Origin of the sequence: Deinococcus rhizophilus (assembly GCF_030271215.1) — a bacterium.
Lineage (GTDB): Bacteria > Deinococcota > Deinococci > Deinococcales > Deinococcaceae > Deinococcus > Deinococcus rhizophilus.
The window spans coordinates 1-10,122 of the sequence record NZ_JASNGB010000106.1 but is presented as its reverse complement, the minus strand read 5'-3'; the positions used below and the strand labels follow the sequence as shown (position 1 = coordinate 10,122).

Sequence of the window (10,122 nt, the reverse complement as noted above, 5' to 3'; positions counted from 1 at the left end):
CGCCCCGACGACGGCGCCCACGCCCGTGCCCTTGACCGCGCCCTCGCCCGCGTCCTCGGGGGTGCCGCCGCCCTCCACGTAGGCCGTGTCCGACGTGGTCATGGTCCCCGTCGCCGTGCCCGCCGCGCGGCGGTTGACGGTGGTCTGGCCCGTCTCGGGCTGAATCAGCCCCTGGGCGCGGAGGTCAGCGATAAAGGCGTCGGCCTGGGCCTTGCTGGGAAACAGAAGGTGTCGCATGGGGCGCAGTTTGCGGCCCTCGCCCGGCGCCCGGTATGAGAGGAGGGCCAAGTGCCGCCGCTCAGCGGGTGGGGTCCTCCCCCGCTGCCCGAAGAAATGCAGAACGGCGGCCGGGGGTGGGACCGCCGCCGCCGTGCCGCCGGTGTGTGGCCCCCGGTGCCGGGCTCAGTCCAGGCCCACCGACCACCACGCCTCGCGCCGGGCGGCGAGTTTGGCGCGGGGGTCACCCAGGGTCTCCATCGCTCCGGTCAGGCCCCGCCAGTCGCTCTCGCTCATGGGGTCGAGGGCCAGCGCCCGCTGGTGAAACTGCGCGGCGTCCTTGGGTCTGGCTGCTGCAGCCGCAGCCTCGGCCGCCAGACCCAGCACGCTGAGCTGCTTGGCCTCCAGCCGGGCGCGGACCTCGTCCACCCAGGGGCTGTCGGCACCGGGCAGGAACAGGCCGTAGAGGTCGGCGAGTTCGCGCAGTTCCTCCAGGCCCAGGCTGCCCGCCTCGGCCTGCTTGGACAGCAGCTCGAAGCGGGCCACGTCGTAGTCGGGCTGAAGCCCCTCGGCCAGCGCGTAGCGGCGGTTGGTGCTCACGACGGCCTCGCTGCTCAGGCTGCGGCGAAGGCGGTGCAGGGTGGTGTGAAAGAGGCTGCTGGCGCGGGCCTCGTCCTTTTCCGGCCACAGCGCCTCGGCCGCTTCCCAGGAGGTCACCTCGCGGCGTTCGAGCAGGTAGAAAAACAGCTCCAGCGCCTTGCGCGACACCCACGCGACCGCCGTGCCCTGCCACACGACCTGCGCGGTGCCCAGGGCGCGGGCCGACATGCCGCTTTCCTGGGTGCGGGTCAGGCCCACGCGGCGCAGCCGGGCGTCCACGGCGGTGGTCAGGTCCTGCGGGGTAAAGGGCTTGGGCACGTAGTCGTCGGCCCCGAGGTTCATGCCCCGGCGCACGTCCCCGCGCTCGGCGTGGCTGGACAGCAGCATGAATGGCACCGCGCTCAGCTTCTCGTGGCTCCGGACCTGTTCCAGAAACTCCAGGCCCGTCATGTAGGGCATCACCACGTCGCTGATGACCAGATCGGGCGTAAAGACCTTGAGGAGATCGAGCGCCTCCACCGGATGACTGCTCGTGCGGACCTCGTGCCCGGCGCGGGAGAGGATCACGCTGACCAGCTTGAGGATGGCGGCGTCGTCATCCACGACCAGGATGCGCGGCATGGGGGGCAGTGTAGCAGCGGCCAGAGCCCGGACACGTACCAGGATTCACACCCCCGCTGGCCGGGCTACGCTGGGGGGCATGACCACGCCCGGACCCGGCCTGCACCCTCCCCTGACCGTCCTCCACGCCCGGACCCTCACGCTGGATGAGCGGCAACCGGAGGCGGAGGCCGTGCTGGTGGGCGGCGGGCGCGTCCTGGCGGTGGGCCGCCGCGAGGAGTTGCGGGCCCTCGCGCCGGGCGCCGAGGTGCGGGACCACCGCGACCTGACCCTCACGCCGGGGCTCGCGGAGGCGCACATTCATCTCGTGAGCTACGGCTTCTCGCTCTCGGAGCTGAACTTCCACGGTGCCCGTAGCGTCGCCGAGGTGCAGGCGAAAGTGGGCCAGCGGGCGGCCAACACCCCCGCCGGCACCTGGATTCGCGGCGGCGGCTTCCTGCTCTCCGAACTGGGCCTCTCCGGGTATCCCACCGCCGAACTGCTGGACGAGGTCAGCCCCCACCACCCGGTCCTGATCTACTCGCGCGACCTGCACCTGAGCTGGGCCAACTCGCTCGCGTTGCGTTTGAGCGGCATCACCGAGGACACCCCTGACCCCGAGGGAGGCCGCATCGTGCGCCCGCTGGGAACGCTGCTGGAACACGCCAGCGGTCTCGTCGCGCGGGTGCGCCCGGTGCCCACCGACACCGAGTACCTCGCGGCGGCGCGGGCGGGGGCCGACGATCTGGCCGCGCGGGGCTACGTCAGCGCCCACACGATGGCCTTCGAGCCGGTGGAGGCGCCCCGGGCCGTGCAACTCCTGGCCCAGCGGGGCGAACTGCCGCTGCGGGTGTGGGCCACGCTGCCGCACGACCGCCTCGCGCACGCCCGCGACCTGGGGCTGCGCCTGACGCCGGGCGGCCTCTTTCAGTGGGGAGGGGTCAAGTTCTTTGCAGACGGGGCGCTGGGCAGCCGCACGGCGTGGCTGCACGCCCCCGGCTTCGCGGACGGGTCAGGCACCGGGATTCCGCTCGATCCGCCCGAGCTGATCCGCGACCTCGCCGGGGAGGCGCTGCGGCTGGGCCTCACGCCCGTCACCCACGCGATCGGGGACCGGGCGAACACCGAGGTGCTGGACGTGTATGACGCGCTGCGGCCCCTCGCCGACAGGGTGGGCGTGCGGCTGCGGATCGAGCACGCCCAGCATGTCCGCCCCGGGGACATCGCCCGTTTCCGGGGCCTGACCGCCAGCGTGCAGCCCATCCACCTGCAGGCCGACGGCCCGATGATCCGGGAGCTGCTGCCCTCGCTGGTGGACACCAGCTATGCCTTCCGCTCCCTGATGGACGCCGGGGCCATCCTCGCCTTCGGGTCCGACGCCCCGGTCGCGCCGCCCGAGCACCGCGCCAACTTTGCCGCCGCCCTCACCCGCCGCGACGACGCGGGCGAGGCCATCGCCCCCGGCGAGGCCCTGACCGAGCGGGAGGTGCTGTGGGCGCACACGCGCGGCCCCGCGCTCGCCGCCGGGTGGGACGACGAGGGGATCATCCGGCCCGGAGCGCGGGCGGCCTTTACCCTCTGGGACCGGCTGGGCGGAAACGCGCGGGCGCTGGTGTTGTAAGCGCGAACGGGGAAGCGGCAGAGGAGGAAATGCCCTGCCCTCTGCCGCTTCCCCTTCCAGAAATCAGACGCTTACGCCTCCACGTCCTCCGGCAACTCCGCGTTGGTGTACACGTTCTGCACGTCGTCGAGGTCTTCGAGGGCGTCCACCAGCGCCAGCAGCTTGCGGCCGTCGCCCTCGTCCACGGCCACCGTGTTGCTGGGAATCATGGTGATCTGGCCGCCCTCGGGCCGGAAGCCCGCCGCCGCCAGCGCGTCTTGCACGGCGTAGAGGTCGTTCGGCGCGGTGCTGATCTCCAGCCCGTCCTCGGACTCCTGAAAGTCCTCGGCGCCGTGCTCGATGGCGGCCTCCTGCGCGGCTTCCGAGGCATCGGAGAGCAGCAGGACGCCCTTTTTCTCGAACTGCCACGCGACCGAGCCGCTGGTGCCCAGGCTGCCGCCGCGCTTGTTGAACACGGCGCGGATATCGGCCACCGTGCGGTTCACATTGTCGGTCAGCGTCTCGATAAAGATGGCGGTTCCGCCGGGGCCGTAGCCCTCATAGGTGACTTCCTTGTACTCGGCCGCACCCTCGGCCGCGCCCGCCGCCCGCTTGATCGCGTTCTCGATGTTGTCGACCGGCACGGTGTCGGCCTTGGCCGCCGCGATGGCGTTTTTCAGGCCGAGGTTCCCCGCCGGGTCCCCACTGCCGCCCGAGCGCACGGCCGCCTGAATGGCGCGGATGTGCTTGGAGTACATCGCGCTGCGCTTCTTGTCGTTGGCACCCTTCTTGCGCTTGATCTGTGACCATTTGCTGTGTCCGGCCATGGTCCCTCGTCTCCTTGTCCTGACCCCGAAAGACGCGCCCACCGGAAAGAAGGCTGGGGGCGCGTGTTGGGGCGCATTCTAGCGCGGGTCCGGCTGGCCCGCAGGAGCCGTCACACCCGCAGGTCGTCGTCCTCGGTCAGGAAGTCCACCGCGCCCGAGCCGATCTCGTAAAAGGCGCCGATCACCCGCACCTGTCCGTTCGCCTCGGCCTCCCGGATCACGGGCTGCCCGCGCAGGGCGGCGGCCTGATGGCGGACATTGTTCAGGACGGCCTCGCGCATCCGGGCCTTCTTGTCGCGGATGGGAGGCAGGTCCCGGACGCTGGGCTGGATGCGGGCGATCAACCGGCGCAGGTGCTCGGGCTCGCGGGCGAGGTCGCCCTCGGGCAGCAGCGCGGCGGCGACGGCTCCGCAGCCCTCGTGCCCCATGACCACGATCAGGCGCACGTCGAGGTGCCGGATCGCGTACTCGAGGGTGCCCAGTTCCGACTCGCCCACCACGTTGCCCGCCACCCGCACCACGAACAGGTCCCCGAGGCCCTGATCGAAGACGATCTCCACCGGCACCCGGCTGTCGCTGCAGGCCAGCACCGCCGCGAAGGGGGTCTGCCCCATGATCTGGGCGCGGCGCTGGTTGGCGTTGGCCTCGGGGCGGGTGGCCTGCCCGGAAAAGAAGCGGGCGTTGCCGTCCTTGAGCGCCTCGATCGCGTCCTCCGGTGAGGCCATGCGGTCGGGGCGCAGGGCGGCGATGTCCTGCATGCTGGCCCCGCGCCGCACGGCGTCCAGGATGCGCCGCTCGAGGTCCGCCGGGTCAAAAGGAGGGGTGGGCTCGTTCACGTTCCGCATCCTACCCGCCGCTCCTGACGTATCGTCAGAGGCGATGACGGGCCGTTCTGAGGACCTGACACTGGACGAGCTGCTGGAGCGCTACGCCACCCTGCGCGACACCCTGCTGGGCCTGGAGGCCGAGCGCGACGACCTCGGCGCCCGCATCAAGGCCGCGCTCGCGGCGGGCGAGCGGGCCGAGACCGACCTCTACCGCGCCGAACTCAAGGTGTCGCGCCGGGTCGAGTACCCGCTCGACCGCTTCCGCGACGTGTTCGGGGACGCCGCCGCGCTGGAGGCCGCCACCATCGACCGCAAAAAGGCCGAGGCGCTGGCAAAGGCCGGGGACCTCGACCCCGAGCGGCTGCGGGGGCTCGCCGTGGTGAAGGAAACGCAGGCGCTGGTGCTGGTGCCCAAAACGCGCTGAGCCTCATGGACGACTCCCTTTTCCTGGAGGTCGAACCCACCGTGCGGGCCTACGCGGGGAGTCTGGGCGCCCCCGGTCAGCAGTGGCTGGACTCGCTGCCGGGCGCGGTGGAGCGCCAGTGCCGGGACTGGGAGCTGCAGAGGGGCGAGGCCCTGACGGGGGGCAGCCGTTCTTACGTGTGCCGGGTCACCGGCGCGGACGGTGGGCGGGCCGTGCTCAAGCTGGCCCTGCCGGAGCCCGCGCTGGAGACGCAGATCTCCACCCTCCTGGCGGCCCGGGGACACGGCTACGTGCGGGTGCTGAGGCATGACCCCGGCCGGGGAGCCCTGCTGCTGGAGGCCCTCGGGCCGTCGGCGGAGAAGGACCATGACCTTCCCGCCGCGCTGGCCCTGACCGCCGCGACGCTGAAGCAGGCCTGGCAGGTGCCGCCTGGACGCTGCGCCCTGCCCGGCAGCACCGAGCACAGGGCAGCCAGCCTGCTGACCCTGATCCGCGACCTCGCGGGGGAGGACCGGGAGATTCAGGCGGCGGTGCGGCAGGCCCTGCGCTACGCCCACGAGCGGTACGAGGCCCGCGACCCGGCCCGGCAGGTCCTTGTCCACGGCGACCCCCATGTCGGGAATCTGCTGCGAGTAGAGGCGGCCCGCCCCGGCGCGGAGACGGGCTACGTGTTCGTGGACCCCGAGGGCTTCCTGTGCGAACCCGAATACGACCTCGGGGTGGCGCTGCGGGGCTGGAACTCTCATCTGCTGGCCTCGGACCATCCCCGGTCAGAGGTGCGCGGCTGGTGCGACCGGATGGCGCGGGCGACCGGCACCGACCCCGAGGCGGTCTGGCAATGGACAGTTCTGGTAAGGGTCTCGACGGGCCTGTACCTGCGTCATCACGGCCTGCCGGACCCCGGCGCCCGCTATCTGGAGGCGGCGGCGCGGCTCCTCGCCTGACCCGAGCACAAAAAAGCATTGCCGGGAAGCAACGGCACCCGAGAATCATCCCTTATGGCTGCTGCCTTCCGGCCCTGACCAGGTTCGAGCGTTCCCGCTGCGCTGCACCAGCAATGCGCTGCGGAGAATAGCACACCTCTGGAACCCTGCCGGAGCGGGCACAGACAGCCCAGACAGACACAGAGAGCAAAGAGCACCGCCGGACCCCTGAAAAGAGTCCGGCGGCCCGTTGGTGCTGGAGATGGGACTTGAACCCACACGCCTCGCGGCGCTAGCACCTCAAGCTAGTGCGTCTACCAGTTCCGCCACCCCAGCAACGGTTGAAGCGAAAAGGATGATAGGCGGCGGCCCCACGCTTGTCAACCGGCGTCCTCTTGTCAGGCGCGGCCCGTGTGCTAGTCTCACCTTTGCCGCCGCGAGTGGTGGGGCCAGGCTGGGCTTACGGGAACCGGCCTCTTGCCCCGGCTGCTGCGTGCGGGACTTCACAACACCAGAGGTAGCCCATGATCGACAAACAGAAGACCATCCAGGCGCACGCCAAGAGCCAGGGAGACACCGGAAGCACCGCCGTGCAGGTGGCCCTGCTGACCGAGCGCATCCAGAACCTCGCCCGGCACCTGACCGAGAACAAGAAGGACAAGCACGGTCAGCGCGGCCTGCAGCTGATGAACGGCCAGCGCCGCCGCCTGCTGAAGTACCTGGAGCGCACCAACTACGACGAGTACATCGCCCTGACCGACCAGCTCGGCATCCGCCGCGGCCAGCGCATCGTCCGCTAAACGCCCCCCGGCACTGCCCGCCCCTGGCCTGTCCGGGGGCGGGTTTCTATTGCTGGGGCCAGTCGCCGCCGGGCGCAGGCACCGCGCCGGGGCGGGTCAGCCGCGCCCGGTCCGCGTACACGGAGGTCCAGACGGCCTCCGGGCCTCCTGCCCCGGGCACTGCGGTCACCCGGTGCCGGTGGTAGAGGGGCGGCATGTCGCGCACGCCTTCCAGCGCGTCGAGAAGGGGCAGAACCCGTGCCCAGACCTCTGGAGGGTAGGTCAGCACCTCGCCGCGCACGCGTTCGTCCGGGCGACCCGGCACAGGGGCGGGGGAATTCTCGGGCGAGAGGTGCAGCAGCCGGAAGCCCGGCAGAACCGCCGCCCGCGACTCCGGCGGGCCGCAGGGTGCCGTAGACGAAGCAGGGTGCCGTAGACGAACACGCGTGGAGGCGACTCGGGGCTCAGGCTCGTCCGGCCAGCCTCCGCTGCAAGGTCACATGGACGGCTCACAAGGCAAGGGTGAGCACACATGTCCCTCGCCGGGGAGGCCACACTGCGGCATGAACGCCAACCGGACCGCCGCGCCGCGCGGCCTGATTCTTCTGGCCGCCCTGCTGCTCGCCTCCGAAAGTGTGCGGGCCCAGCCTGCCGCGCCCGCCGCCGCCCCAGCCACGCAGACCGCGCCCGCCCGCGCCACACCCGCGCCCCTGACCGCTGCCGACACCACGGCGCTGCGGGCCCTCTACGAGAAATTGCGTCCCGCCACCCTGCGGATCGAGGACTGTCCGCCCAACGACTGCACCGAGCCTGACGGGGTGGGCACGGCCTTTCACATCGGGGACGGGTACGCGCTGACGGCCTACCACGTGGTCAAGGGCGGGCGGAACCTCAGCGCGGTGACGCTGGGCAAGGGCCGCTACTCGCTGGAGATCGTGGGTTTCGACGAGAACTCGGACACGGCGCTGCTGAAGGTCAACCTGCCCGCCCAGATTCCGGCCATGCCGCTGGCGACCGCGCGTCCGGCGGTGGGAGAAGCGGCGCTCGCGATCGGCAACGGCAACGGCACCTTCCTGACGCTGAAAACCGGGCGCGTCACCGGGATAGACGTGGCCTCGGATCAGGCGACCTTTCCGTCGGGTGTCATCGAACTGAACACCCGCCTGCAACCCGGCGACAGCGGCGGCCCCATCATCAACGCGCGGGGCGAGGCCGTGGGCGTCATCAGCTACATCAGCGTGGAACGGCGGGGGGCCATCACGTCCTACGCGGTGCCCGTAACCCGCACCGACGCCCGGCTGGCCGAGTTGCGACGGGGGGTCAAACGCGAGGCGCCGGTCATCGGGATCGGGCTGGACCCCCGGTTGGATTTCCTGACCAACCTTCCCGCCGACCGCTTCGCGGAAGCCAACGACCTGCTGGGTCTGGGACTGGGGGACACGCCGGGTGCCTTTTTCACCCGCGTCTCGCCCGGCAGCCCTGCCGCCAGAGCGGGCCTCCAGCCGCTCGACTACGACGATGACGGCAACCGCATCTCCGGCGACATCGTGACCGCCGTGAATGGCGAGCGCATCGCCAACTTCTCGGATTTCCAGTTCGCGGTGCGGCGCTACCAGCCCGGCGATACCATCACCCTGCGCGTGCTGCGGGAGGGCCGGACACTGGACCTGAGCCTGACGCTGGTGCCGCGCACGGCCGTCCGGAACTGAGGGCGGGCTGAAAGGGGCGGGTCTGCCTGCGGGTGGCCCGCCCCAACTTCATGAATTGCAAGAAGAAGACTTGACAATTCTGCCAGAAACAGAACAATGCAGCTATGGATACCCTGCTGAAGAAAGCGGGCGCGATGCTCGCCCACCTCGACCTCTTCACGCACATGCTGCACCTGCGGGGGCTGCTGCAACTCGCCGCCCATATGGAGGAGCGGGGCGACCGCGTGACCCTGATCTCGCAGGGGGCGATCACGCTGGTCGGCGCCGACATGACCACCGACGAGCGCGTGACCACCAGCAAGGGCGCGACCGTGGAGGCGGGTAACGCCTACAGCGTCCTGCGGACCCTCAAGGGCCACGACGCCCCCGAGTACGCCGTCACCCGCGAGGAGCTGGGAGCGCTGAACGCCCGCGCGGTGGCCGAGCTGGAGGCCAGCGACGCGATGCGGGCCTTCGGGGAGACGCTGGCGCGGATCGGCGNGGGCGATCACGCTGGTCGGCGCCGACATGACCACCGACGAGCGCGTGACCACCAGCAAGGGCGCGACCGTGGAGGCGGGTAACGCCTACAGCGTCCTGCGGACCCTCAAGGGCCACGACGCCCCCGAGTACGCCGTCACCCGCGAGGAGCTGGGAGCGCTGAACGCCCGCGCGGTGGCCGAGCTGGAGGCCAGCGACGCGATGCGGGCCTTCGGGGAGACGCTGGCGCGGATCGGCGCTCCGGCGGTGGCCCCGGCCCCGGCTCCCGCAGACGCAGCGGCGGAGCGGCCGGGGCGGGGGCGGCGTGGGGCGGAGGCCGAGGTGCCGACGGATCAGCCTGCGGCCTGAGGGAGTGTTCAGGGGCGTCACGTTCCGTTGAGGGGCGTGGCGCTTTTTTGGGCTGGGCATCTTGATTCGGCTTACCCCTCCCCCCCAGCCCCCCTCCCCAGAGGGAAGGGGGGAGCAGCGCTGCGCTGGGCAAAGGTCGTCCCCCCATCCTCCAGCCTCGCTTGCTCCGCCCCCGTTTCTCCCTCCACGCCATCCTCTGCTGCGCAGCTTTGCAAGTCCCGCCCGAGGGAACGGCCCCGGCGCAGCTGCGCCGAACGGCTCGGCTGCCTGGAAAGTGGACTCGTCAGGTGGGACGTTGAGATCGGCTGGCACAGGGAAAAGAGAGCTTGAGCAAGAGCAGGTCAGCAGCGACCCCTCCCCCCTTGCGGGGGGGCTGGGACAGCTCGCACCGCGAGAGGCTGGGAGGGGGGGTGGCGAGCAAAGCTCGTCCTTCCCAGGCGACAAATGGTTTGCCCCCTACCCCACCCGCCAGTACCGCGGCGTCTGGGTCGCGGGGAGCAGCGCCACCCGGTCCGCTCCGGCTCGCTCAGCCAGGGCCTGCGCTTCGTGGTGGGCGCGGTCTTTTCCCAGCCAGGCCGACCAGTACGCCTCCATCGTCGCGGTGACGAGGGCGGTGGGCACGGTCCCTGCCCCCTCCAGAGGGTGAAACAGCAGGTCGAGGTCGGTCAGGGGGCCGCCGCCTTTGCCGCCCACGGGTTGCCAGTAGGGCACGTCCACGGTGCGCAGGCCCAGCGCGTGCAGGGCGCGGCGCCGGGCGGCGGGGTCGGTTCCGGTGCGGGCCTCGGCCTC

11 protein-coding genes, 1 tRNA gene, 1 other RNA gene and 2 pseudogenes are annotated in these 10,122 nt (G+C 71.3%); 7 read left to right on the top strand and 8 right to left on the bottom strand.

Annotation, left to right across the window (positions count from 1 at the left end; genetic code table 11):
* Window positions 1-237 (bottom strand): annotated as a pseudogene (locus QOL99_RS11325) (hypothetical protein); the annotation flags it as partial.
* Window positions 238-402: 165 nt separating this feature from the next.
* Window positions 403-1,437, bottom strand: coding sequence for a response regulator (locus QOL99_RS11320; RefSeq protein ID WP_285523922.1), 1,035 nt, complete (start codon window positions 1,435-1,437; stop codon window positions 403-405).
* Between the two features lie 79 nt (window positions 1,438-1,516).
* Here QOL99_RS11320 and QOL99_RS11315 point away from each other — a divergent pair, with 79 nt between their 5' ends.
* Complete coding sequence (locus tag QOL99_RS11315) at window positions 1,517-3,037, top strand: amidohydrolase (RefSeq protein WP_285523920.1); 1,521 nt, start codon at window positions 1,517-1,519, stop codon at window positions 3,035-3,037.
* A gap of 71 nt (window positions 3,038-3,108) precedes the next feature.
* Here QOL99_RS11315 and QOL99_RS11310 read toward each other — a convergent pair whose 3' ends face one another.
* Both QOL99_RS11310 and QOL99_RS11305 read right to left on the bottom strand, forming a co-directional pair.
* Entirely contained in the window at window positions 3,109-3,843 is a 735-nt protein-coding gene (locus tag QOL99_RS11310; RefSeq protein ID WP_285523918.1) for a YebC/PmpR family DNA-binding transcriptional regulator, read from the bottom strand.
* Window positions 3,844-3,953: 110 nt separating this feature from the next.
* Entirely contained in the window at window positions 3,954-4,601 is a 648-nt protein-coding gene (locus QOL99_RS11305; protein ID WP_407650174.1) for a carbonic anhydrase, read from the bottom strand.
* Window positions 4,602-4,722: 121 nt separating this feature from the next.
* Between QOL99_RS11305 and QOL99_RS11300 the strand changes: the two genes are divergently transcribed.
* Entirely contained in the window at window positions 4,723-5,094 is a 372-nt protein-coding gene (locus QOL99_RS11300) for a hypothetical protein (RefSeq protein WP_285523914.1), read from the top strand.
* A 5-nt stretch (window positions 5,095-5,099) separates the two neighbouring features.
* Window positions 5,100-6,038 carry an aminoglycoside phosphotransferase family protein gene (locus tag QOL99_RS11295; RefSeq protein WP_285523912.1) on the top strand — a complete coding sequence of 313 codons (939 nt, stop codon included), beginning with the start codon at window positions 5,100-5,102 and terminating at the stop codon, window positions 6,036-6,038.
* A gap of 15 nt (window positions 6,039-6,053) precedes the next feature.
* On the opposite strand, the gene ffs is transcribed toward QOL99_RS11295, so the two are convergent.
* Together ffs and QOL99_RS11285 are read right to left on the bottom strand one after the other, a co-directional pair.
* Window positions 6,054-6,152, bottom strand: an RNA gene (gene ffs, locus QOL99_RS11290) — signal recognition particle sRNA small type.
* A 116-nt stretch (window positions 6,153-6,268) separates the two neighbouring features.
* A tRNA-Leu gene (locus QOL99_RS11285) sits at window positions 6,269-6,353 on the bottom strand.
* A gap of 188 nt (window positions 6,354-6,541) precedes the next feature.
* Here QOL99_RS11285 and rpsO point away from each other — a divergent pair.
* On the top strand, window positions 6,542-6,817 hold the full coding sequence (gene rpsO / locus QOL99_RS11280; RefSeq protein ID WP_285523910.1) for a 30S ribosomal protein S15: 276 nt from the start codon (window positions 6,542-6,544) through the stop codon (window positions 6,815-6,817).
* Window positions 6,818-6,863: 46 nt separating this feature from the next.
* On the opposite strand, the gene QOL99_RS11275 is transcribed toward rpsO, so the two are convergent.
* Window positions 6,864-7,154, bottom strand: a complete 291-nt coding sequence (locus QOL99_RS11275; protein WP_285523925.1) for a gamma-glutamylcyclotransferase family protein — start codon at window positions 7,152-7,154, stop codon at window positions 6,864-6,866.
* Between the two features lie 205 nt (window positions 7,155-7,359).
* Between QOL99_RS11275 and QOL99_RS11270 the strand changes: the two genes are divergently transcribed.
* From QOL99_RS11270 to QOL99_RS11260, 3 genes are all read left to right on the top strand, one after another.
* Window positions 7,360-8,505, top strand: a complete 1,146-nt coding sequence (locus QOL99_RS11270) for a S1C family serine protease (RefSeq protein WP_285523908.1) — start codon at window positions 7,360-7,362, stop codon at window positions 8,503-8,505.
* A 104-nt stretch (window positions 8,506-8,609) separates the two neighbouring features.
* Window positions 8,610-9,068 carry a multidrug DMT transporter gene (locus tag QOL99_RS11265; protein WP_285523906.1) on the top strand — a complete coding sequence of 153 codons (459 nt, stop codon included), beginning with the start codon at window positions 8,610-8,612 and terminating at the stop codon, window positions 9,066-9,068.
* Window positions 9,013-9,333: a hypothetical protein gene (locus tag QOL99_RS11260; protein WP_285523904.1), complete on the top strand. Its 321-nt coding sequence runs from the start codon at window positions 9,013-9,015 to the stop codon at window positions 9,331-9,333. Before QOL99_RS11265 ends, QOL99_RS11260 begins: the two co-directional genes overlap by 56 nt.
* 456 nt (window positions 9,334-9,789) lie before the next feature.
* On the opposite strand, the pseudogene QOL99_RS11255 reads toward QOL99_RS11260, so the two are convergent.
* Window positions 9,790-10,122: pseudogene (locus tag QOL99_RS11255) on the bottom strand (GNAT family N-acetyltransferase); the annotation flags it as partial.

What these genes read in the sequence shown, in the direction of transcription:
- QOL99_RS11320 (WP_285523922.1), bottom strand. Translation starts at nt 1,437, where the DNA reads ATGCCGCGCATCCTGGTCGTGGATGACGACGCCGCCATCCTCAAGCTG.
- QOL99_RS11315 (WP_285523920.1), top strand. Translation starts at nt 1,517, where the DNA reads ATGACCACGCCCGGACCCGGCCTGCACCCTCCCCTGACCGTCCTCCAC.
- QOL99_RS11310 (WP_285523918.1), bottom strand. Translation starts at nt 3,843, where the DNA reads ATGGCCGGACACAGCAAATGGTCACAGATCAAGCGCAAGAAGGGTGCC.
- QOL99_RS11305 (WP_407650174.1), bottom strand. Translation starts at nt 4,601, where the DNA reads ATGCAGGACATCGCCGCCCTGCGCCCCGACCGCATGGCCTCACCGGAG.
- QOL99_RS11300 (WP_285523914.1), top strand. Translation starts at nt 4,723, where the DNA reads ATGACGGGCCGTTCTGAGGACCTGACACTGGACGAGCTGCTGGAGCGC.
- QOL99_RS11295 (WP_285523912.1), top strand. Translation starts at nt 5,100, where the DNA reads ATGGACGACTCCCTTTTCCTGGAGGTCGAACCCACCGTGCGGGCCTAC.
- rpsO (WP_285523910.1), top strand. Translation starts at nt 6,542, where the DNA reads ATGATCGACAAACAGAAGACCATCCAGGCGCACGCCAAGAGCCAGGGA.
- QOL99_RS11270 (WP_285523908.1), top strand. Translation starts at nt 7,360, where the DNA reads ATGAACGCCAACCGGACCGCCGCGCCGCGCGGCCTGATTCTTCTGGCC.
- QOL99_RS11260 (WP_285523904.1), top strand. Translation starts at nt 9,013, where the DNA reads ATGACCACCGACGAGCGCGTGACCACCAGCAAGGGCGCGACCGTGGAG.